The 22,880-nt window shown below is 63.3% G+C and carries 21 protein-coding genes; 9 read left to right on the plus strand and 12 right to left on the minus strand.

Annotated elements, in window-relative coordinates; all coding sequences use genetic code 11:
• Positions 1–79: 79 nt before the first annotated feature.
• The 6 genes from ACL9RJ_RS03000 to ACL9RJ_RS03025 are packed head-to-tail and all read right to left on the minus strand — an operon-like array spanning position 80 to position 6,314.
• Positions 80–1,615, minus strand: coding sequence for an ABC transporter substrate-binding protein (locus ACL9RJ_RS03000; RefSeq protein ID WP_422764865.1), 1,536 nt, complete (start codon positions 1,613–1,615; stop codon positions 80–82).
• On the minus strand, positions 1,612–2,625 hold the full coding sequence (locus ACL9RJ_RS03005; RefSeq protein WP_422764866.1) for an ABC transporter ATP-binding protein: 1,014 nt from the start codon (positions 2,623–2,625) through the stop codon (positions 1,612–1,614). The genes ACL9RJ_RS03000 and ACL9RJ_RS03005 overlap by 4 nt, the downstream gene beginning before the upstream one ends.
• Positions 2,622–3,626: an ABC transporter ATP-binding protein gene (locus tag ACL9RJ_RS03010; RefSeq protein ID WP_422764867.1), complete on the minus strand. Its 1,005-nt coding sequence runs from the start codon at positions 3,624–3,626 to the stop codon at positions 2,622–2,624. The genes ACL9RJ_RS03005 and ACL9RJ_RS03010 overlap by 4 nt, the downstream gene beginning before the upstream one ends.
• Positions 3,623–4,480 (minus strand): ABC transporter permease, encoded by an 858-nt coding sequence (locus tag ACL9RJ_RS03015; protein WP_017127286.1) that lies wholly within the window; start codon positions 4,478–4,480, stop codon positions 3,623–3,625. Before ACL9RJ_RS03015 ends, ACL9RJ_RS03010 begins: the two co-directional genes overlap by 4 nt.
• The gene (locus tag ACL9RJ_RS03020; RefSeq protein ID WP_017127287.1) at positions 4,477–5,424 is read right to left on the minus strand and encodes an ABC transporter permease; all 948 of its coding nucleotides are present in this window, start codon (positions 5,422–5,424) and stop codon (positions 4,477–4,479) included. The genes ACL9RJ_RS03015 and ACL9RJ_RS03020 overlap by 4 nt, the downstream gene beginning before the upstream one ends.
• Positions 5,421–6,314, minus strand: a complete 894-nt coding sequence (locus ACL9RJ_RS03025; protein ID WP_017127288.1) for a proline iminopeptidase-family hydrolase — start codon at positions 6,312–6,314, stop codon at positions 5,421–5,423. Before ACL9RJ_RS03025 ends, ACL9RJ_RS03020 begins: the two co-directional genes overlap by 4 nt.
• 170 nt (positions 6,315–6,484) lie before the next feature.
• Between ACL9RJ_RS03025 and ACL9RJ_RS03030 the strand changes: the two genes are divergently transcribed.
• From ACL9RJ_RS03030 to ACL9RJ_RS03060, 7 genes are all read left to right on the plus strand, one after another.
• Positions 6,485–7,249, plus strand: coding sequence for a LuxR family transcriptional regulator (locus ACL9RJ_RS03030; protein WP_017127289.1), 765 nt, complete (start codon positions 6,485–6,487; stop codon positions 7,247–7,249).
• Between the two features lie 90 nt (positions 7,250–7,339).
• Positions 7,340–8,239: a proline iminopeptidase-family hydrolase gene (locus ACL9RJ_RS03035; RefSeq protein WP_017127290.1), complete on the plus strand. Its 900-nt coding sequence runs from the start codon at positions 7,340–7,342 to the stop codon at positions 8,237–8,239.
• 212 nt (positions 8,240–8,451) lie between these two features.
• A complete protein-coding gene (locus tag ACL9RJ_RS03040) occupies positions 8,452–9,519 on the plus strand; it encodes a phosphotransferase family protein (RefSeq protein ID WP_017127291.1) in 1,068 nt (355 codons plus the stop codon).
• A gap of 25 nt (positions 9,520–9,544) precedes the next feature.
• Entirely contained in the window at positions 9,545–10,312 is a 768-nt protein-coding gene (locus tag ACL9RJ_RS03045; protein WP_017127292.1) for an SDR family oxidoreductase, read from the plus strand.
• Between the two features lie 184 nt (positions 10,313–10,496).
• Positions 10,497–11,612, plus strand: coding sequence for a Gfo/Idh/MocA family protein (locus ACL9RJ_RS03050; RefSeq protein ID WP_177082328.1), 1,116 nt, complete (start codon positions 10,497–10,499; stop codon positions 11,610–11,612).
• A gap of 113 nt (positions 11,613–11,725) precedes the next feature.
• Complete coding sequence (locus ACL9RJ_RS03055; protein WP_177107268.1) at positions 11,726–12,112, plus strand: DUF2946 domain-containing protein; 387 nt, start codon at positions 11,726–11,728, stop codon at positions 12,110–12,112.
• A gap of 95 nt (positions 12,113–12,207) precedes the next feature.
• Complete coding sequence (locus tag ACL9RJ_RS03060) at positions 12,208–14,340, plus strand: TonB-dependent receptor (RefSeq protein WP_422764868.1); 2,133 nt, start codon at positions 12,208–12,210, stop codon at positions 14,338–14,340.
• Between the two features lie 94 nt (positions 14,341–14,434).
• On the opposite strand, the gene ACL9RJ_RS03065 is transcribed toward ACL9RJ_RS03060, so the two are convergent.
• Both ACL9RJ_RS03065 and ACL9RJ_RS03070 read right to left on the minus strand, forming a co-directional pair.
• Positions 14,435–15,451, minus strand: coding sequence for an ABC transporter substrate-binding protein (locus ACL9RJ_RS03065; protein WP_177131142.1), 1,017 nt, complete (start codon positions 15,449–15,451; stop codon positions 14,435–14,437).
• Positions 15,452–15,617: 166 nt separating this feature from the next.
• Positions 15,618–16,064 (minus strand): hypothetical protein, encoded by a 447-nt coding sequence (locus ACL9RJ_RS03070; RefSeq protein ID WP_042935967.1) that lies wholly within the window; start codon positions 16,062–16,064, stop codon positions 15,618–15,620.
• 629 nt (positions 16,065–16,693) lie between these two features.
• On the opposite strand from ACL9RJ_RS03070, the gene ACL9RJ_RS03075 reads away from it, so the two are divergent.
• Both ACL9RJ_RS03075 and ACL9RJ_RS03080 read left to right on the plus strand, forming a co-directional pair.
• Complete coding sequence (locus tag ACL9RJ_RS03075; protein WP_422764869.1) at positions 16,694–16,924, plus strand: hypothetical protein; 231 nt, start codon at positions 16,694–16,696, stop codon at positions 16,922–16,924.
• A gap of 79 nt (positions 16,925–17,003) precedes the next feature.
• On the plus strand, positions 17,004–17,417 hold the full coding sequence (locus ACL9RJ_RS03080; RefSeq protein WP_017127299.1) for a hypothetical protein: 414 nt from the start codon (positions 17,004–17,006) through the stop codon (positions 17,415–17,417).
• Positions 17,418–17,483: 66 nt separating this feature from the next.
• Here the strand turns inward: ACL9RJ_RS03080 and ACL9RJ_RS03085 are convergent, their stop codons facing one another.
• From ACL9RJ_RS03085 to ACL9RJ_RS03100, 4 genes are all read right to left on the minus strand, one after another.
• Positions 17,484–19,109 carry a methyl-accepting chemotaxis protein gene (locus ACL9RJ_RS03085; RefSeq protein WP_177107271.1) on the minus strand — a complete coding sequence of 542 codons (1,626 nt, stop codon included), beginning with the start codon at positions 19,107–19,109 and terminating at the stop codon, positions 17,484–17,486.
• Between the two features lie 189 nt (positions 19,110–19,298).
• On the minus strand, positions 19,299–19,703 hold the full coding sequence (locus tag ACL9RJ_RS03090; protein ID WP_017127301.1) for a TraR/DksA family transcriptional regulator: 405 nt from the start codon (positions 19,701–19,703) through the stop codon (positions 19,299–19,301).
• A 443-nt stretch (positions 19,704–20,146) separates the two neighbouring features.
• Positions 20,147–21,184, minus strand: coding sequence for an ABC transporter permease (locus ACL9RJ_RS03095; protein ID WP_017127302.1), 1,038 nt, complete (start codon positions 21,182–21,184; stop codon positions 20,147–20,149).
• 60 nt (positions 21,185–21,244) lie between these two features.
• Positions 21,245–22,816: a sugar ABC transporter ATP-binding protein gene (locus tag ACL9RJ_RS03100; protein ID WP_017127303.1), complete on the minus strand. Its 1,572-nt coding sequence runs from the start codon at positions 22,814–22,816 to the stop codon at positions 21,245–21,247.
• Positions 22,817–22,880 lie beyond the last annotated feature (64 nt).

Below are 22,880 nucleotides of genomic sequence, written 5' to 3' on the forward strand. Positions count from 1 at the left end.
ACAGCCGACATCTTCGTCGCCTGAAACACCGCCATCGCCGGCAAGCCGGCTCCTACAGGGTATTCGACTCAGCCAGCCCTCACTTGCTGGCGACCTTGTCATCCTTCTTCACGGTCTCTTCCAGCGAGAAACGGCCCAGCGGGTTCTGCTGGAAGTTCTCGATGTTCTTGCGCGAGATGTTGATGTACGGGCTGTAATACAGGTCGATCCAGTTGACATCGGTCTTGGCCATCTTCTGCAGGTCGATGTACATCTGCTTGCGCTTGACCGGATCGCTCTCGACACGGGCCGCCGCCACCAGTTCCTTGACCTTCTCGTTCCGGTAGCCGGTCATGTAGTTGTTGTTGGTGTCGTGACCGAGGACGAAGGTGGTCTTCTGGTCGGCGTCGAGAATGTCGTTGGTCCAGTACATCACCGACAGGTCGTAGGCGCCGTCGATCAGCATCTGCCAGCTCTGCGTCGGGTCGACTTTCTGCAGGTTGGCGGTGACCCCGACCTTGGCCAGTTGCTGCTGGACCATCACGGCGATCTGCTCGTCCGCCTCGTTACCGGCATTGACCACATAGTTCAGCTTGAGGTTCGAGGCCCCGGCTTCGTTCAGCAGCTTTTTGGCTTTCTCCGGATCGTAGGGGCGTTGCAGGTTGTCCGCGTAGTGGTACTGGCCGCCCTTGGGAATGTAGGAGTAGGCCACGACGCCCTTGCCGAAGGTGACGGTGTCCACCAGCGACTTCTTGTCGATCGCATAGTCCAGGGCCTCGCGCACCTGCGGCTTGGCCAGTTCGCCATGGGCGTGGTTGATCAGCAGGTGGTCTTCGCGGGTCGAAGGGTCGAGGTGCACCACCAGGTTCTTGTCTTTCTGCAAGGTATCGACCCGCGAGAACGGCACGAAGATCGCCGAGTCCAGCTCGCCGGCCTGGACCTTGAGCATCCGCGTGTTGTCATCCGGGATGGAAATCCACTCCACGCCATCCAGGCTGACGCTGCCGGCCTGCCAGAAGTCCGGGTTCTTCTCCAGGACCACGCGATCGCCGCGAATCCACTCCTTGACGGTAAAGGCTCCGGACACCACCGGTTTCTCGGCGTAGGCATCCTCGCCCATCTTCTCGATGGCCTTTTGCGACAGCACCGAGGCGGTCGGCGAGGCCAGTTGCGAAACGAACGGCACCGACGGGGTCTTGAGGGTCACCACCAGGGTCTGCGGGTCCCTGGCTTCGGCCTTGTCGATCAGCTTGTAGGAGTCGCTCCACAGCGACGCCTTGTTGTCGCGGATGCGTAACAGGCTGAAGGCCGCGTCGCTGGCGGTGATCGCCGAACCGTCGGAGAACTTCGCCGGGCGCAGCTTGAAGGTGTAGGTCAGGCCGTCGGGCGAGGTCGTCCAGCTTTCAGCCAGGCCGGGCTCCAGCTGGGTGCCGGCCTTGTCGACGCGCACCAGGGTGTCGTAGACGTTGGCGAACACCCAGGTATCGCGGTTCTGCGCACTCTTGATCGGGTCGAAGGTGGTGCTGTCTTCCCGGCAACCAATGGTCAGCACGCCCGCGGCTTGCGCCACGCCCGCCGCCAACGAGCAGACGGCCAGGGCGGCCGCGCTCAACAGTTTCAAATGCCTGGATCTCATGCGTATAACTCCCTGTTAATCGATGGTGGGTTTGGGGTTTGCGACAGCGGTTCTTCGAGCACGCAGCTGTAGCGCTGGTGCGCGAGGTAATGGGTCGGCGGCGGTGCCTCGGCACAGCCGGGCCGGGCGAGACGGCAACGCGGGTGAAAGGCGCAGCCGCTCGGTGCGTTCAGCGGGCTCGGCGGCTCGCCGGGCAAGGGTTCGGCCGGCAGCCGACGGTCCGGGTCGATATCCGGGATCGAACTGATCAGGGCCGCCGTATAGGGATGGCGCGGTGCGCTGAAGACCGCCTCGACGCTGCCTTCTTCGACGATCTGCCCCAGGTACATCACCGCCACCCGGTCGCACAGGCGCCGGACGATGGCCAGGTCATGGGCGATGAACAGGATCGACAGGTTCAGGCGCTGGCGCAGTTCCAGCAGCAGGTTGATGATCTGGCCCTGGATCGACACATCGAGCGCCGCCACGCATTCGTCGGCAACGATCAGCCGCGGTTCCACCGCCAGCGCCCGGGCGATGCCCACCCGCTGGCACTGGCCGCCACTGAGGCTGCCCGGCTTGCGTGCGGCCAGTTCCGGGCGCAGCCCGACCAGGGTCAGCAATTCCTCGACCCGTGCCGGAATCTTCCCGGCACTCACCTTGCGTTGCACCCGTAGCACTTCGGCAAGGGTTTCGCCGATGCTCAGGCGTGGATTGAGCGCGGCGTAGGGATCCTGGAAGATCATCGCGGTCTCGCGGCGCAGGCGCTCCAGCTCGACTCCATGCCCCTGGGCGACATCCACGCCATCGAACAGGACCTGGCCGGCGGCGATATCGTTGAGCCGCAGGATGGCCCGGCCAAAGCTGCTCTTGCCGCTGCCGGATTCGCCGACCAGGCCCAGGGTCTCCCCGGCGCCCAGGCTCAGGGAAACGCCGTTGACCGCCCTCACCCATTGCCGGTTCATCCCCAGGAAACCGCTGCCTTGTGCGGCGAAGCGCACCTGCAGGTCCTTGACTTCAAGCAGGTTCATGACTGGCCTCCCAGCGCCAAGGGGTAATGACAGGCCACCCGCTGTCCCTGTCCCTGCCTCTGCCCCTGCTCGATGGCCCGCAACTCAGGCAACACATCGGCGCACTGCGGGCCCAGATGCTGGCAACGCGGGTTGAAACGACAGCCGGTCGGCAAGGCGTTGAGCAGGGGCGGCTGGCCGCCGATGGTCCGCAGCGGCTCCTGGCCGGCGCCGCCAGCCGGCTGGCACGCCACCAGGCCGGCGGTATAGGGATGACGCGGCCGCGCCAGCAGATCGCGCTTGCTGCCGTGCTCGCACAGGCGACCGGCATACATCACGGCAATCGAATCGCAGGTCTGCGCGACGACGCCCAGGTCATGGGTGATCATGATCAATGACAGCCCGCGCTGGTCCCGCAGGTCGAGCAACAGCCGCAGGATCTGCGCCTGTACCGTCACGTCGAGGGCGGTGGTCGGCTCGTCGGCGATCAGCACCCTGGGCTCGCAGCCCAGGGCCACGGCGATCATCGCCCGCTGACGCATGCCACCGGAGAATTCGTGGGGATAGTTGTCGACGCGACGCTGCGGGTCGGGAATACCGACCTGGCGCAGGACCTCGATCGCCTGTGCGCGCGCCTCACGGCGCGAGCACTGCTGATGCTGGCGGATACCCTCGCCGATCTGCTCGCCGATGCGCATCAGCGGGTCAAGGTGACTGCTGGGGTTCTGGAACACCATGCCGATCTGGCGTCCGCGCATCGCCCGCATGCCGGTCTCGTCCAGCGCCAGCAGGTTCTGCCCAGCCAGGTGCACGGCGCCGCCCTCGACACTGAGCCCGGTGGACGGCAGCAGGCGCATCAGGCCCCGGCAGGCCAGGGTCTTGCCCGAACCGCTTTCCCCGACCAGGCCGAGGATTTCCCCTTCCATCAGGTCGAAGGACAGGCGATCGACCAGGGTCAGCGGGGTCGGGCCATTATGGGCCAGCACACTCAGGTCGCGGACCTGCAACACCGGCGAGCTCATGTGCGCTCTCCCATGGCTTCGGCGACACCGTCGGCCAGCAGGCTGAAACCCATGGCCAGGGTGACGATGGCGATGCCCGGGAAGGTGCAGATCCACCAGGCGCTGGTAATCAGGCTCTGCCCTTCGGCGACCATGGTGCCCCATTCCGCCGTCGGCGGTTGCACGCCCAACCCCAGGTAGCTCACGGCGGCGCCATTGAGCAGCACCAGTACCGCATCGGACATGGCGAAAACCACCGAGCTGAACAACGCGTTGGGCAGCAGGTGCCGGAACAGGATGCGCCCATGGCCGAAGCCGAGGCTTTTCGCCGCCAGGGCGAAGTCGCTTTCCTTGAGGATCAGGATCTGCGAGCGGATCAACCGCGCGTAGGACACCCAGCCGACCAGGGCCATGGCGATATAGAAGCTGGTCAGCCCCGGGCCGAGAATCGCCATGATCGCCAGCATCAGCACCAGGAACGGAAAGGCCAGGACAATATCGATCAGGCGCATGCAGAGGGTATCGAAACGTCCGCCGATATAACCGGACAAGGCACCGACCACGGTGCCGATGAGGAACGGGAAAATCACCCCCAGTACCGACAACTGCAAGTCGACCCGGGCCCCCCAGATCACCCGCGACAGCACGTCCCGGCCAAAGTGATCGGTGCCGAAGGGATGGGCCGCGCTCGGCGCCAGCAAGCGCACATCAGTGTTTTGCAGGATCGGGTCGTAGGGCGCGATCCACGGGGCGAAGAGCGCCAGCACCAGCCAGCCGCCGAGAATCGCCAGGCCGAGATACATCGCCAGCCGACCGTTGCCCAGTCGCAGGCTGAGGGCATTGCGCCGCACCACCAGGGTCCCTGCGCTGCTCATCGGACTTTCACCCGCGGATCGATCGCCACGGTGGCCACATCGGCGAGGAAGTTCACCGCCACCGTCGCCAGGGCCAGGACCATCGCCACGCCCTGCACCACCATGTAGTCACGACCGAAGATCCCGCGCACCAGCAACTGGCCGATGCCCGGAATGGCGAACAGGCTTTCGATCACCACCGTGCTGCTGATCAGCCAACCGATATTCACGGCCAGCAGGTTGACCGTGGGCACCAGGGAATTGGGCAGCACATGCCGGCGCAGGATCGCTCCGTCGGACAGGCCCCGCGCCCGGGCGGCGGTGACATGATCGGCCTGCAACTCCACCAGCATGCTCGCCCGCAGGTTGCGGATCAGCACCGAGGACAGCGCCAGGGCTATGGTCAGGCACGGCAGCGCCAGGTGGTGCAGTTTGTCCAGCCAGTCACGGCCGTAGCCGGTCACCGGAAACCAGCCCAGTTGCACGCTGAATACCAGGATCAGCATGATGCCCAGCCAGAATGCCGGGACGCCGAGGCCACTGGTGGTGAACACCCGCACCAGGTTGTCGATCCAGCCGCCCTTGTGCCGGGCGGCCAGGGTAGCCAGCGGGATCGCGATCAGCAGTGCCAGCACGACGCTGCCCAGGACCAGGGTCAGCGTCGGCTCGATACGGGTGACGATCAGCTTCAGGGTATCGACCCGGTACTGGATCGACTGGCCCAGGTCGCCTTGCAGCAGGTTCTTGAGGAAATAGAAGTACTGCATCGGCAGCGGCTGGTCGAGGCCGAACTGGGCACGGATATTGGCCAGCGCCTCCGGCGTGGTGCGCGAGCCCAGCAGCGCCCGCGCCGGATCGCCCGGAATCGAGCGGATCAGGACGAAGGTCACCAGGCTGATGCCGAACAGCACCGGCAGCAATTGCAGCGGCCGGGTCAGGATAAAGCGGTAGCGCTGCAGGTTCATGCAGCGCCCCGATGACGCTGGAGGAAGTCGAGCAGCACCGGGAAGTAGGCCTCGGGTTCCTCGTAGAACGGCATATGGCTGCTGTTGGGGAACACATGCAACTCGACATCCTGGAGCGCGCGTTTCATCCGATAGGCACAGGCCGGGGTCAGTTCGTCGTGCTGGCCGGTGGTGATCAGCACCGGCATCGTGAAGTCGGCCATCTGCTCGATGCGGTTCCAGTCCTTGAGATTGCCGACATAGAGGAACTCGTTGGGGCCCTGCATGGCCTCGTACGGCCCCATGTTCCAGTCGTCCAGCGAACGCCTGACCGGTGCCGGCCATTCGTCGAGGCGGCACACATGCCGATAGTTGAGCAAGGTGATCGCCGCCTGGTACTGCGGGTGATCCAGGGTGCCCATGGCCTCATGGCGCTGCATCATCGCCACGGTCTCGCTGCCCAGGGCCCCACGCAGACGCTCGAGTTCCCCGGTCAGGTGCGGGATATCGCCGACGGTGTTTTCCAGTACCAGGGTCTTGAGGTGCTGCGGATGATGGATCGCGTACTCGATGGCCAGCCAGCCACCCCAGGAATGGCCGAGCATATGCACCCGTCCCAGTTCCAGGGCCTGGCGTACATGCTCGACTTCGGCGACGTAACGGGTGATATCCCACAATGCCGGGTCGCTGGGGCGGTCGGACGCGCCGGTACCCAACTGGTCGAACGCCACCACCCGCAAGCCCTTTTCCTTCAGCCAGCCATGGGCATCGCGCAGGTAGTCGCATGGCAGACCAGGGCCGCCGTTGAGGCACAAGAGCACCTCATCGCCACTGCCGTAGCTATAGACCACTATGCTGTGGCCATCGACTTCAAGGGTGTAACGCTGATCCGGTTGCAGTTCGTACCACATTGCCACTCTCCCTGTTGCAGACTCTTGTAGCCTGTCGGCTTCACCCTAGCGGGGAATTTCCGAGCCCATAAGCTAGCAATTCTTATAGGTTTGGTCTGGCTGTCCCTCGCCGCGGCGTGGCATTCTACTTGCTTGATTTCAGGATTGAAATTTATTCAGGAGAGGAAAGGATGCAGGTCAAATTCTCTGAGGTCGATACCCGCCGCTTGTCCGGGAACAACATGGACGAGCTGATGGACAACGCGCTGATACTCGCGGGTCACCTGGGATTCGATGCCCTGGTGTACGACTACACACCGGTGCCGCTGGACCATGACGGCAGCATGATCACCCCATCCGTGCTCAAGGTCCGCAACACCCCGGCGGACTGGCACTCGCTCTGGTGCGAACACGGCTTCTACCAGATAGACCCCGTGCAATACCTGGCGCTGGGCACCGTCGCGCCCTTTGTCTGGTCCTATCAGCCCAAGGCCGAAACCGCCCTGCAAAAGGTCATCGACCAGCGCCATTCCCCCGTGACCAGCTACCTGCACGACCGGCAGATGACCTGCGGCGTCAGCGTGCCGATCCACCTGCCGAAGGGTGGCTTCGCCTCGTTGACCGGGCTGCGTACGGGCAACGGTAAATATGTCCTAAAGGATGCGCGACAAACCCTTACGGATTTCAGCGTCATTTCCCACGCACTACAGGAAGCCGCCTACCCTTTATTCAGCCCTGAAATGCGCGTATATCCGCATATTCGCCTGACCCGGCGTGAGCGCGAATGCCTGCAATGGGCAGCCGAGGGCCTCACCGCCAAGGAAATCGCCGAGCACCTGCACCGTTCCCTGGCTACGGTGACCCTGCACCTGGCCTCCGCCATGCACAAGTTGGGGGCAAAAAACCGCGTGCAGGCGGTATTGCGGGCGGTGCACTACCGGTTGCTCGACAGCTGACCCGGCAAAAACCTATCAATTCACCTAGTTATGCCGGCGGAAAAGTTTCGCTATCGTGCCCTGAATCGTGCATTCAGGGAGTCTGAAGAAATGGAATTCAACGAAATACGCGAAGGCTTTGCGCACTTCGGCCCGTACCAGACCTGGTACCGTGTCACCGGCGACCTGGCCAACGGTCGTACGCCCCTGGTGATCCTCCACGGCGGCCCGGGCTGTACCCATGACTATGTCGACGCCTTCAAGGACATCGCCGCCAGCGGCCACGCAGTGGTCCACTACGACCAGCTGGGCAACGGCAAGTCGACCCACCTGCCCCACCAGGATCCGTCCTTCTGGACCGTCCAGCTGTTCCTCGATGAACTGGACAACCTGCTCGACCACCTGGGCATCCGCCAGCACTACGTACTGCTCGGCCAGTCCTGGGGCGGCATGCTCGCCAGCGAACACGCGGTGCGTCAACCGGCGGGACTCAAGGCGATGATCCTCGCCAACTCGCCCTCGTGCATGCGCACCTGGGTCAGCGAAGCCAATCGCCTGCGCGAGCAGTTGCCCGCGGCCGTCCAGCAGGCCCTGCTCAAGCACGAGCAGGCCGGCACCTACAACGACCCGGAATACGTCGAAGCGTCACGGGCGTTCTATGATCGCCATGTCTGCCGCATCACTCCCTGGCCGGATGAAGTGGCCCGCACCTTCGCCCAGGTCGATGCCGACCCCACCGTCTATCACACCATGAGCGGCCCGACCGAGTTCCACGTCATCGGCTCGCTGAAGGACTGGACCATCATCGACCGCCTGCACCTGGTGAAAGTCCCGACCCTGGTGATCTCCGGGCGCCATGACGAAGCCACCGAAGCGGTGGTCCGGCCCTATGTCGAGAAGATCGCCGGCGCGCGCTGGGCGCTGTTCGAAGACTCCAGCCACATGCCCCACGTCGAAGAACGCCAGGCCTGCATGGGCACGGTTGTGCAATTCCTCGACGAAAGCCTCTAGAGCGTACCTTCCCGCCCTGCCGCCGACAGAACTGCCCGGTCTGATCCAGACCGGGCTTTTTCGGCTACCCTGGATTTCTGCTCGCGCATCAGGAACGCTGATTATCCTGCAACACGCAGACCTATAAGGCCGGGTCTTGCTTGTGACCCTGCCGGGCGAGCATTAGATTAGCCAATAATCTCTGGCCTCCAGAATAAGCAGAAGGGATAAGCATGGCGCTTACTGACCAGTCCACCCGTATCCGGGCAGGCGAAGAACTCGATGCCGGCCTGATCGATCCGTACCTCAAGGCGCATATTCCAGGCCTCAGCGGCCTGCCGAGCATCAGCCAGTTCCCCGGCGGTGCCTCGAACCTGACCTACCTGATCCAGTACCCCGAGCAGGAGTTCGTCCTGCGGCGTCCGCCGTTCGGCCACAAGGCCAAGTCGGCCCACGACATGGGGCGCGAATTCCGCATTCTCAACCAGCTCAAGGACGGCTTTCCGTACTGTCCGAAAGCCTATGCCCATTGCACCGACGAGAGCGTGATCGGCGCCGAGTTCTATGTGATGGAACGGGTCAAGGGCATCATCCTGCGTTCCGACCTGCCGCCGGAACTGGGCCTCGATGCCGCCCAGACCGAGACCCTGTGCAAGAGCTTTATCGATCGCCTGGTGGAACTGCACCGCGTCGACTACAACGCCTGCGGCCTGGCCGACCTGGGCAAGCCCGAGGGTTATGTCGCCCGGCAGATCCGCGGCTGGAGCGAACGTTATGAAAAGGCCCTGACCCCGGACGCCCCGAGCTGGGAAACGGTCAAGGCCTGGCTGAACGACAAGATGCCCGCCGACCATCCGACCTCGAGCATCGTTCACAACGACTATCGTTTCGACAACGTGATCCTCGACCCGCAGAACCCGATGCAGATCATCGGCGTGCTCGACTGGGAACTGACCACCCTCGGCAACCCGCTGATGGACCTGGGCAATACCCTCGCCTACTGGATCGAGGCCGGCGACCCGGCACCGGTGCAACTGATGCGCCGTCAGCCCAGCCATGCACCGGGCATGCTCAGCCGCCGCCAGTTCGTCGACTACTACGCCGAGCGCTCGGGCCTGTCGATCGACAACTTCGACTTCTACTACACCTACGGCCTGTTCCGCCTGGCCGGTATCGTGCAGCAGATCTACTACCGTTTCTTCCACGGCCAGACCCAGGACAAACGCTTTGCGCAGTTCATTCACATGAACAAGCTGCTGGAGCAGATGAGCCTGCAAGTCATCCATAAATCCAGCCTCTGACCGCGACCACAACAAGGGAAAAACCATGTCCAAGACTCAGTTGTTCGACCTCGACGGCAAGATTGCCTTTGTCTCCGGCGCCAGCCGTGGCATCGGTGAAGCCATCGCCCGGCTGCTGGCCCAGCAAGGCGCCCATGTGATTGTCTCGAGCCGCAAGCTCGACGGCTGCCAGCACGTCGCCGACGCGATCGTCGCCGAAGGGGGCAAGGCCACCGCCATTGCCTGCCATATCGGCGAAATGGAGCAGATCACCCAGGTCTTCGCCGCCATCCGCGAGCAGTTCGGACGCCTGGACATCCTGGTCAACAACGCCGCCACCAACCCGCAGTTCTGCAACGTGCTGGACACCGACCTGAGCGCCTTCCAGAAGACCGTCGACGTGAATATCCGCGGTTATTTCTTCATGTCGGTGGAGGCCGGCAAGCTGATGCGCGACAACGGCGGCGGCAGCATCATCAACGTGGCCTCGATCAACGGCATTTCCCCCGGGGTGTTCCAGGGCATCTATTCGGTGACCAAGGCCGCCGTGATCAACATGACCAAGGTCTTCGCCAAGGAATGCGCGCAGTTCGGCATTCGTTGCAACGCCCTGCTGCCGGGCCTGACCGACACCAAGTTCGCCTCGGCCCTGGTCAAGAACGACGCGATCCTCAAGACCGCGTTGCAACAGATCCCGCTCAAGCGCGTGGCCGAGCCGAGCGAGATGGCCGGTGCGGTGCTGTACCTGGCCAGCGACGCATCGAGCTACACCACTGGCGTTTCGCTGAATGTGGACGGTGGTTTCCTGTCCTGAACCTTCCTGTCCTGAATCAGGCACATGCACATCGAGGCAGCCCACGGGCTGCCTTTTTTATTGGCGGGCCGACCCATGCGAATTGAGGTTTTTCTGAGGTATAAATGAGGTTTTATCGTTTGAGTCGCGTGAATTTTTATTCCATAAATAGCCCTCCAGACAATAACCATCAAAGGGCTTGGCAATGCGCGAACTCGGCGTAGGACTGATCGGTACCGGATTCATGGGACGCGCCCACGCGCTGGCCTTTCGGAATGTCAGCGCGGCCTTCGAACTGCCGGTGCGCCTGCGCCTGAGCACCCTCGCCGACGCCGATGCCCAGCGGGCCGTGTCCTGTGCCAGGGCCTGGGGTTTCGAACGCGGTCACGGCGACTGGCAGCGCCTGATCGACGATCCCGAGGTGCAACTGGTGGCGATCACCACCCCCAACCACCTGCACTTCCCGATGGCCATGGCCGCGCTGGCCGCGGGCAAACCGGTGTACTGCGAAAAGCCCCTGGCGGTCAGCCTCGACCAGGCCAGCCAGATGCGCCAGGCCGCCCGCGATGCCGGTGTGGTGACGCGGGTCGGCTACAACTACCAGCACAACCCCATGATTGTCCTCGCACGGGAGATGATCCGCAGCGGTGAGCTGGGCGAGATCATCAGCCTCCAGGGCGAGTTCAGCGAAGACTTCATGGCCGATCCGGCCGCGCCCTGGTCCTGGCGCTGCGACCCGCAACACGCCGGTGGCGCACTGGCCGACCTCGGCAGCCACCTGTTGGCGCTGTCGCGCTATCTGTTGGGAGATATCACTGCCGTCTGTGCCGACAGCCAGACCGTCCACGCCCGGCGTCCGGCCAGTGCCGGTAGCGGCGAACAGCGCCTGATCGCCGTCGATGACCAGACCCACGCCCTGCTGCGCTTCGCCAATGGCGCCCGCGGCACCTTCAGCAGCAGCTGGCTCAAGCACGGCTACAAGAATCACCTGAGTGTCGAGATCAGCGGCACTCGCGGCACCCTGGCATTCGATCAGGAACGCCTGAACGAACTGCGCCTGTGTCGCGCCGGCCAGGACGGTTTCCAGCGCCTGCTGGCCGGACCGAACCTGCCGGGCTATGCCGCGTTCAGCCCGGCGGCCGGGCATCAGCTGGGCTACAACGAGCTGAAGACCCTGGAAGTCCATGCCCTGGTCCAGGCGCTGGCGGGACAAGGTCAGGAAGGCCCCGACTTCGAAGAGGCCTGGCAGGTGGAAAGGCTGGCTGCGGCAATTCGTCTCGCCGCCCATGAAAGGCGCTGGGTGAATATCGACGAATTGTAGCCGGCCCGCCTGTGCCAGGCGGGTTTCAGCGGCTGCCGAAAGGGGAACAGGGGAACGGGCAAGTGCAGGCGTGGCTTTGTCACCGTTCGGCGGGCCTGATAGAGTCCGCCGCCATGAAACTCGCCCGTACCGATCGCTCACTCATTGCCTGGATGCTTTATTGCTGCGTCCTGTTCAATGTGTTCGCCTGCAGCATCGGTCACGGACAGATGGTCGGCCAGCAGCTCAATGGCATCGGCGGCCAGTTCTGCTCCATCGACCCGCGCACCCAGGCGCCGCTCTCAGGCAGTTCCACCGATGAGCAGTTGCCGACCCTGGCCAAGGCCTTCGGCTGCCCGCTGTGCTCCAGCGGCGGCATGGGACCGGCGCTCAACTCCAGCCTCACCCTGGCGATTCTCCCGGAACAGCACAGCCCGCCCCTGACCCGGGTCGCCAACGAGCAGGTTCCCACCCGTTTCACCTGGCCTTCGGCCAATCCGCGCGCGCCACCGCTCGCCTGAGTCATTCCGCCTGTCCCGATCAGCCCACCCGCCCGACGCCCAACCGTGTCGTGTCGGCGTGCGCTGGATATTCGCCATGACTTCAGGATTGCACCATGAACCATCTCTCCCTGCTCGCAGGCCTGCTCGGCTGCCTGTCCGCCACTGCCTCGGCGCAAGATACCCTTGAGCTCGCTCCCGTCACCATCGAAGGCGAACACCTCACCGACCCCGGCCTGGACCTCGATGCCCCACTCGGCACCGGCTCGCGCCTGGGCCTGAGCCTGCGGGAAACCCCGGCCTCGGTCAGCGTCGCCAACCGCGACAGCATCGAACTCCACGGCGCCCGTCACTTCCAGGACGCGGCCAACAGCCTGCCGGGGGTCAACGCCAGTGCCCCGCTCGGCTTCGGCGGCTTTGTTTCCTACCGGGGTTTTACCAGCGGCCAGGTCAGCCAGATGTTCAACGGCATCGTGGTCCCGACCGGCCTGGCGCGGCCGGTGGATGCCTGGATCTATGACCGGGTGGAACTGGTCGGCGGCCCCTCTTCGTTGCTCAATGGCGCAGGCTCCGTCGGCGGCTCGCTGAACTACATCACCAAGCTGGCCGACCGCCAGGAGCAGGCCGCCGAGGGGCGGATCAGCTATGGCAGCAACGACACGAGTGAAACGTCCTTCGGCTTCAACCATGCCCTGAACGCTCCGGGCGCGGACGTGCAGCACTATGCCCGGCTGGATGTCAGCCACAACGCCAGCAACGGCTATATCGACCGCAACCAGCGCGATGCCTGGAGCGCGGCGTTTTCCCTGCTCAGCGACCTCACGCCGGACCTGTCCCATACCCTCGCCCTGGAGTACCAGGACGAAGTGGTCGACAGCCCGTACTGGGGCACGCCCGTGCTCAATCCCAAGGTCGGCGAGCTGAAGATCGACAACCACAACCGCTTCAACAATTACAACGTCGCCGACGGCCAGTACGTGCAGCGCACGCGCTGGCTGCGTTCGATCATCGACTACCGCATCAATGACAGCACCAGCCTGCACAACACCCTCTATCACCTGGATACCGAGCGCGATTACCGCGATCTGGAAACCTACCAGTACAACGCCGGCAATACCGCAGTGAACCGCTCCACCGCCTACCTGGTACGCCATTCCGGCACGCAGGATGGCAACCAGTTCGAGGTGCGTCACCAGTCCACCCTGCTGGGCCTGGACAGCCGCTGGGCCGGCGGCTTCGAGTACCGGATCAACAGCACCACCAACCACCCGCTCAACGTCAAGGGAGCGAGCACGGTGGACCCGGACAACTTCGATCCCGGGCATTTCTATGACATCCCCGGTACCCGCCCGGGCTTTGTCAGCGACAAGACCAACGAAGTCACCACCCGCGCCCTGTTCGTCGAAAACCAGCTGATGCTGACCGACAAGCTGGCCCTGCTGACGGGGCTGCGCTACGACGCGATCGACCTGGACGTGACCAATCATCGCCAGGTGACCGCGAGCAACCCTCGCCACCTCAAGCGCAGCTGGGAGCCGATCACCGGGCGGGCAGGCCTGACCTGGCAGTTCATCCCCTCGGCCAATGTCTACGCGCAGTACAGCACCGCCGCCGAGCAGCCAAGCGGCACGCAGAACTTCGAGGTGTCCACTGGCAAGCAATGGGAGGTGGGCAGCAAGTTCAATTATCTGCAGGGGCACGGCTCGGCCACCGTCGCCGCCTACCGGATCGAGCGCAAGGACTTCGCCATCACCGACCCGCTGGACCCGACCAACACCCTGCCAGTGGGACAGCAATCCTCGAAGGGCATCGAGTTGGCCAGTTCGCTGAAGATCACGTCGAAGCTGCTGGCCGAAGGCAACTTCGCCTGGGTCGATGCGCAATACGATGAATTCAACGAGAAGAACGCCGCCGGGGTCGTGGTCTCACGCAAGGGCAATACGCCCACCAACGTGCCGGCGCGGGTCGCCAACCTGTGGCTGACCTATGATTTCGATCCGCGCTGGCAAGGTGGCGTCGATGCCCGTTACGTCGCCTCGGTGTATGCCGACAGCGCCAACACCCAGTGGGTCCCGGCGTACACCCTGTATGGCACGTTCCTGAGCTACAAGGTCGATAGCCACACCTCGGTGAGCGGCCGGGTACGCAACCTGACCAACCAGACCTACGCCGAGTTCGCCCATGTTTCCCCGGCGTATTACCTGGGGGCGCCAAGGACTTTCGAGCTGGCGGTGCAGACGCGGTTCTGAATCACGGATGCTGATCGTTCCCCAGCTCTGCGTCACAAGACTGGACGCGGAGCGTCCCGGGAGGCGTTCCCACGCAGAGCATGGGAACGCTCGCTTACTGCAAACTGCTACTGACCTTGTCGGCCACATCCTTGGGCACCCAGGCCTGCCAGACCTGCGGATGCTCCTTGAGAAAGGTCCGGGCCACCTGGGCGGGCGGTTGGCGCTCGTCACTCATCTTCGCCAGCGCCTGGTTGAGGAGATCGATCGGCAGGTCGACCTTGGCAAAGAATGCCACCACTTGCGGATGCTGCGCCTTGAACGGCGTCGACACGCCAATACTCAGCTTCGAAGCCAGGGAACGGGTCGGCTGGGGATTGGGGTTGTCGGCATCGGTCAGGGTCTTCCAGGCCTCGGCGTCAAACGCCGGCTCCTGCAACTGCACCAGCTTGAACTTGCCCAGCAACGGCGTCGGCGACCAGTAATAGAACAGGATCGGCTTGCCACGACGAATCGACGAGGTGATCTCGGCATCCAGCGCCGCGCCGGAACCGCTGCGAAAGTTCACATAGCTGTCGCTCAGGCCATAGGCCTTGAGCTTCTGCTTGTTGACGATCTCGGAGGTCCAGCCGATCGGGCTGTTGAGGAAACGCCCCTTGTCAGGCGACTCGGGATCCTGGAACACGTCCTTGTAGCGCTTGAGGTCTGCGACACTGCGCAGGTCCGGCGCCAGGGGCTTGATCCCCCGCGCGGGATCGCCCTTGATCACATACTCCGGCACCCACCAGCCCTCGGTGGCGCCCTTGACGGTATCGCCCACCGCCATCACTTCCCCTGCCGCCTCGGCCTTGACCCAGACAGGGCTGCGCCCGGCCCACTCCTCGCCGATCACCTGGATGTCGTTTTTCGCCAGGGCGGTCTCCAGGGTCACGGTAGTGCCCGGCAGCATATCCGTCGGCAACCCGTAGCCGTTCTCGACGATATAGCGCAGCAGCTCGGTAATCAGGCTGCCGCTTTCCCAGTTCAAGTCGGCAAAATGGATCGGCGGCGGCGCGGCCTGGGCCGGCAGCGGCGCGATAGTGACGCAGAATACAGCCAGGGCGCCGGCCAGCCGCGCGCGAAATCCTTTCATGGGTCTACCTCAGTCGCTGGATACCTTTCGACGGAGAGCCGAAAGTCTCTGAATAATCAGTCAACAGACTTTAGTAGAGGTTCCAGGCTCGGCGAGTGATGATTTATTCCACGCCCCGCGTATGAAGTTACTGCAACTCTTGCAGGACCCTGCCGACACTCATGACTTACTCGCTGGCCTTGAAGGTCAACTCGCCCTTGCGCCACTTCGCGGCCTTCTTGGTCACATCCTTGAGGGTCTTGGTCAGGCCTTCCTGCAACTGTTCGTGGGCGGCGAAGACCATGACAACGGTATGGCCTTCCTTGAACAGGATCGCGTGCCCCAGTTCCGTGGTGACATAGGCATAGTCGCCCAGGCCATAGACCGTCAGCTTGATTTCACGAAACTTGATATCGAACTTCCCGCCTTCGCGGCTGGGCAATACCGCCGCCCGGAAGTGGTCGCCGACTTTCAGTTCAAGACGCTGCTTGTCATCGACGACCAATGCGGCTTCGGTGTCGATTTCGGCGATATAGATGCCTTCGGCGGTTTGTTCGGTGATGTAGACAAAACGTGATTGGAACTGCTTGACCAGTTTGGCCCGCAGATCGCCCAGTACAAACAACGCATGCATATCGAGATTGCTGACTGCCAACGAAAAACCCTCAAACCCAAAAATGAAGCCGCCCCGCCAGGGACCGGGCAGCACAAGACATTCGGCGACTGCCGACGATGACTCACTGAAAACCCTGATGACTGCAAGCCGGCCTCGCGCAGACGCCTCGGGGGAACACAGGAAGACTAAAGGATCCAAAACCCCATGACTTCTGCGAACAATCACCAGAGCGTGAAGGAAAACACCGTGTATCACTGACTCCAGGAAGTGAGACAGGGAAGTTACGGGGAACCCCTTCCTGAAAAAGCGTAGTTTCCGACGTGCAAGTTGAAAAAACACCCCGAATGAAACAAATGCCGGGGCACTGGCCGATTCTAGAACACGTCGGCCCGTCACGGCTAATCAAACCACCGCCATCGGGTATCAGACAAGACAAAAAGTACTGATCGCTGTCGGGTTTGACCTTTACCCGCCCAAGTTGCGGGGAAGAAACCCGGCCTTGCCGGCCCTTCACGGCGTGAGCTGTCGATGACAGCCCGTCCGGCGGCAACAACTGCCATACTGCGCGCACAACACGAACGACTTCCGTTCACGCGCGCGCACCGCACGTTTTTAGCAGCAGAACCACCTCCAAGGGAAGGCCATACGTGACGGAATTTGATATCGGCGAGTTTTTCATCCGGGGCGAAGCCAGAGAGATCGAAGGCGAGTTCCAGGCAGTCATCGTCATGCGGGCCAAGCCGCCACTGAACACCCTCACCCACCATCAGGTCGAAAAGGATCGCTGGTTCAAGACCTCCGAACTGGCCGCCAGCGCTGCCAGGGAGGCCGCCAGGGCGTTGAAGGCCGCTGTCGATGGCGGCGCGCTGAACAACTGAGCATTGCGCCAGGGACACGGCTCAAGGATAAGGTAACGGCGCCGATACACTGGCAAGAATTCATTCAAGGCCATCGACCATGATCAACCTGAATTCACTCTCGGTGCCAATGCCCGCGCTGACCAGCCGAAGTGATGAGACCGATGCTTCGGATAGCGCCCTTTCCATCCGCACCCTGCTGGGTGAGGATCCGGACAGCGACTCCAGCCCATCGCTGGTCGGCCAGAGCATGGCCGGCAACGAACTGGCGGCGAAGAACCGCATCAAGCAGCTCAAGAGACAACTCGAGCAATTGCAGCAGAAACTGCGCATGGCCAATGCCCGCCTGGCCGCGATCAAGAATGGTCGTTATCGCAGCGAGGCGGCACGCAATGCGGCAGCCTTGCCGGCCCGTGCCGAGGTCATGGCCCTCAACAGCGCATTGAGCAGCACCAGCACCGCCCTGTTCATGGCGGAAAAAATCCTTTCCGGGATCGTCAACATTACCGCCTGAAGCCCACCCGAGGCACTGCGCCTGGTCCGTAACGCCGGCGCCTGGTCAATGCCCGGACACCGCCCATCAGCGCCGGCGTGCTCCCTGGGGTGCGCTTTCCGGCTTGTAGCCCAGGCGCAGGCCACCCCAGTGCCGACCCTTGACCATGATCGGCACCGACAGGTCATGCATCAGTTCGCCGGTATCACGGGTATAGGTCTGCAACAGCACCGGTTGCTGGTGGCTGCCACAGCGAATGCCGGTGCGGTCATCGAACTTGCGCTTGGTGCGGTTCTGCAGGGTGTCCTTCGCCACATCACCGGTCAACGGCTGGGAAAACGCCTGGTTGTGGGTGGGCACGTACCCCTGGGGCGTGCAGGCAATGGCAAACACCAGGCCCTCGTGACGGCTCAGCAGCGGCTCCTGGATCGCCGGCAGCACCTGGTCGGTGTAGCGGTCGAAGCGGGTCTGGAATTTCGGCGGCGAGGTGTTGGCGATCGCCTGATAGTTGCGGTCGAACAGATCGTCGAGACTGACCCGGTTCTGTTCGATATCCGCCTCGAAGCGCGCGGCGATCTGCTCGGCGCCTTCGCGAGCCAGGTCATAGACACGCTGGTGATAGTCGTCCAGGCCGACTTCGGCCAGGCGCTCGCTGATGGTTTCCGCCTGCCCTTCCATCTGCACGGCCGCTTCGGCGAGGCTGCGGGTCTGCTGGTCGCTGACCGCCAGGTCGCTGCGCATCTGCTCCACCGCGGTAAACAGGCTGCCCAGTTGCTCGCGATTGTTCTGCGCGCCACGGGCGATTTCGCTGACCTGGCTTTCGACACCGGCCGCCAGGCGGGCAATATTTTCCAGGTGCTGGCCGGTATGTTCGACCTGCTCGACGCCGCCGTCGAGGTCCATGGACAGTTGCCGGATCTGTTCCACCACCTGGGCGGTGCGTTGCTGGATATCGGCGACCATCACCCCGACTTCGTCGGTGGCGGTCGCGGTACGGCCGGCCAGGCCACGGACCTCATCGGCGACCACGGCGAAGCCACGGCCATGTTCCCCGGCGCGCGCGGCCTCGATGGCGGCATTGAGTGCCAGCAGGTTGGTCTGGCTGGCGATCGCCTGGATCACCAGGGTCACCCGCTGGATTTCCTCGCTGCGCAGGCTCAGGGCTTCGATCAGCTCCCGGCTGGCGCTGGCGCGCTGGCTGAGCTGGTGCATGCGGCTGATCGATTCCGACAGCACCGCGTGACCTTCGGCACTGCTCTGGCGCGCTTCGCTGGCGGAGCCGAGCGCTTGCTGGCTGAGCAGCGAAGTGGCTTGTTCGGTGTCGATCATCACTTCGGCGCTGCTGACGATCTGCGCCGCGGCGCCAAGTTGCGACTGCAGCTTGCCGGCCAGTTGCTTGACCGCAAAGGCCACCCCGGCGGCGGACAAGGCGTTATGACTGGTCGCGTAGGACAGATCCCGGGTCAGCTCGTTCAACGCGCTGTTGTCGGGACCGGCGGCAACCGGCGCCTGGCGCACCCTGAACCGTGGCAGCCAGACCAGCAGCAGCGCCAGCGGCAGGCAGGCGACCAGGGGCCAGCCGGCATAGCTCATGGCCGCCAGCAGCAACGCCAGCCCGACACTTTGTATCAGCGGTATCAACCAACGCGAGAGGGTCTGCGACTGCGCTTCCGATTGCGCCGAGACCCCGGACAGAATTCCTTCTCCAGACATGTGCGTTACCCACTTTCAGCTTCTAGTTGTTTTCCTGCATTAAACGCCACTACAAGGCCATTAGCCATGGTCCGTTAGTTGTAATCGGCAGGAGATCGAGAAGACCGGGGGCACACGGGGGGATATCAGGAGAGGTTCAACGATCGGCCCCACGCGGGGCATGGGACCGATCCATCGACAAGGGCAGGATCAGGCCTGGCGCTGGTGCTTGTCGATCTGCTCGTGGCGCTCTTGGGCTTCGATGCAGTACTTGGTGGTCGGGCTGATCAACAGGCGCTTGAGGCCGATCGGATCGCCACTGTCGTCACACCAGCCGAAGGAGTCTTCGCGAATGCGGTCCAGGGCCTGTTCCAGTTGCGGCAGCATGCGCTGGTCGCGGTCAATCGCATTCACCAGCCAGGTGCGCTCTTCTTCAACGGACGCGGCGTCGGCCGGGTCTGCCGGAGTATCGAGGCTTTCGATGGCAATACGGTTCTGCTCGATACGCTCGTGGGTTTCGACTTTCATTGCCTGCAGCAGCTCGGTGAAGAAAGCCAGTTGCTCGGCGTTCATGTAGTCGTCCGCCGGCATGGCCAGCAACTTTTCCTTTGTCATTGATTTCTCTATAGAAAATACGTGCATTAAGGCGAATTAGGGAGCGTCCTGCACACCTGAGGGGATGCACAGAAAGGCGCCGTCCATTCCAAGCGCCACCCGGCACTCAATTTACGAGGGGCGGCAGTCTAAGGCCGAGTTATCGAGTCAGCAACTGAAATGACAGCAAAATCGTCCGATAGCCCCGGGCAAGCGCCCTGGCGCCCTTCCCATGGGCGCGTATCGGAGTGTGTTTATAACAAGAAATTCCGTTCCGTGCCCGCATTCAGGGGACAAACGGCAAAACCGGAGGGAATGGGACCGTCCGCAACGTCATATTGAGCCTTGTGGGAGGGGGCTTGCCCCCGAAGCTTTCGGAGGCCTCTCGGGCCCCTTCGTGGGCAAGCCCACTCCCACAAGGTCGCCTCTCCCGCCCCCTCTCCCCCCAAGCTCTCCTTGAGGACTCAGCGCTTGAGCTTGCGCTTGTTGCGGTATTGGTCGATGACCACCGCGATGACGATGATCAGGCCCTTGATGATGTCCTGGATATAGGCATCGACCCCGACAAAGGTAAAACCGCTGGCCATGACCCCGAGGATCAGTGCACCGATCACCGTGCCGGTAATGCGCCCGACCCCGCCGGCCAGGCTGGTGCCGCCGATGACCGCCGCCGCGATCGCGTCCAGCTCATAGGACATTCCCATCCCCGCCTGCCCGGTCGCCGCCCGCGCCGAAGCCACCACTCCGGCCAGCCCGGCGAGCAGCCCGGCAATGCTGTAGACGATCACCAGGTGACGTTTGACGTTGATCCCCGAGGTACGGGCCGCCTGCATGTTGCCACCGATGGCGTAGGTGTACTTGCCGTACTTGGTGTAGCGCAGGGCGATATGGAAGATCACCGCCACCACCAGGAAGATGATCACCGGCATCGCCCCGTGACCGATCGCCGTGTAGGAGTCCGAGAGCATGCTCACCGGCTGCCCTTCGGTGTAGTAGCGGGCCAGGCCACGGGCCGAGACCATCATGCCGAGGGTCGCGATAAAGGGCGGGATCCCGGTCACGGCGATGATGCTGCCGTTGATCGCCCCCGCCAGCAGCCCGACCCCCAGCCCGGCCACCACCGGTATCCACACCGGCAGGTCGGTCAGCGAAGGAAACACCGCCCGGGAAAAGTCCGAGGTCTGCGCCAGGCTGGCGGCAATCATCGCCGACAACGCCAGCACCGAGCCGGACGACAGGTCGATCCCGGTGGTGATGATGACCTGGGTCACGCCGATGGCCAGCAGGCCGATCACCGACACTTGCAGGATCATCAGCACCAGGCGCTGGGAATTCATCAGGAAGCTCTGGTCGCGAACGATCCAGCCGAATAGCTCGAAGACCAGGCCGATACCGATCAGCACCAGGAAGATGCTCAATTCGGTCGGCAACCGTCGACGATGCTTGATCGGTGCCAGGGCGGGCTTGTTGTCCGCCGGTTTGTTTTCCAGGACTGCACTCATGACCGCTTATCCTCTCTTGCCACCGACAAGCGCCGGCACGCGGCGCCCGCCTTGATATAGTCAGTGAACCGCCGGGATCCCCGACGCCAGTTGCATCACGCGCTCCGACGTGGCCTCGCCGCGGTCCAGGGTGCCCATCAGGTCGCCTTCGTGCATGACCATCACCCGGTCGCTCATGCCCAGCACTTCCGGCAGTTCCGAAGAAATCATGATCACCGCCATGCCTTCACTGGCGAGGTAGGCGATCAGGCGATAGATCTCGGCCTTGGCCCCGACATCGATGCCACGGGTCGGCTCATCGAGGATCAGCAGCCGCGGGTTGGTCATCAGCCAGCGGGCGAGCAAGGCCTTCTGCTGGTTGCCGCCGGACAGGGTATCGATGCACTGCTCCAGGGACGGGGTCTTGACCCGCAGCTTCTTGCACATGTCCTCGCACAGGGCGCGCAGGGCCTTCTGCTGGATGAAACCATTGCCGACGTAGTGCGGCAGCACGGCCATTTCCATGTTCTCCAGTACCGACAGGCAGGGAAACAGGCCGCTGAGCTTGCGGTCCTCGGTCAACAACGCAAAGCCCTTCTCGATCGCCAGGTGCGGATCGCTGACCCGCAGCGGCTTGCCGTCCAGGCGGATCTCGCCGCCGCTGGCCGGGGTGATGCCGAACAGGGTTTCCGCGACATTGGTCCGTCCCGAGCCCATGAGCCCGGCGATCCCGAGGATTTCCCCGGCATGCAGGTCGAACGACACGCCCTGGAAGACCCCGTCCAGGCGCAGGTCCCGGACCGACAGCAGCAAGTCGCCGATGGGCTTCTCGCGCACCGGGAACAGCTGGTTCAACTCACGCCCGACCATCATCGAGATCAGGCTGTCGCCGTCCATGCTGTCGGCCCGTTGCAGGCCGATGTACTGGCCGTCGCGAAACACCGCGACTTCATCGGCGATGCTGAAGACTTCGTTCATCTTGTGGGTGATATAGACGATGCCCTTACCCTGGGCCTTGAGGTCGGCGATGATCGAGAACAGGTGCGCGACCTCCTTCTCGGTGATGGCCGAGGTGGGCTCGTCCATGATCAGCACATCCGAATCGTAGGACACCGCCTTGGCGATCTCGACCATCTGCCGTTCGGCGATACTCAGGTTGCCCACCAGTTCCTCGGGGTGGAGGTTGATTCGCAGGCGTTCGAGCAGCCGCGCGGTGCAACGGTGCATCTCGCGGTGATCAATCATGTGGAAACCGTTGAGCTGCTCGCGACCGATCCAGATGTTCTCGGCGATGCTCATGTGCGGCATCAGGTTGAGTTCCTGGTGGATCATCGCAATTCCCGACTGCAGCGCCGCCAGGGGGCTGTCGAAGGTCACCGGCTTGCCCCGCAGGCGCAGCTCGCCGGCGTCCGGCTGGTAGATGCCGGCGATGATCTTCATCAGGGTCGACTTGCCGGCACCGTTCTCGCCCATCAGCGCCAGGACCGAGCCCGGACGGACCCGCAGTTGTACATTGGACAGGGCAATCACACCGGGAAAGCCCTTGCTGACGTTGACCACTTCCAGCAGGTAGGGCGAGTCGGCAAGGCGCGTGTCGACGGAGGACGCAAGGGACGCCTGTGGCGTGGACGCAGCAGTCGCGCTGGCGAGCATGGTCGGGTACTCCTCGGCTCGGGGTGGGCAAGGCGCCATCGGCACCCTGCCGGCTTGTTGTTAT

Origin of the sequence: Pseudomonas sp. Mn2068 (assembly GCF_049319725.1) — a bacterium.
Classification (GTDB): Bacteria; Pseudomonadota; Gammaproteobacteria; order Pseudomonadales; family Pseudomonadaceae; genus Aquipseudomonas; species Aquipseudomonas gingeri.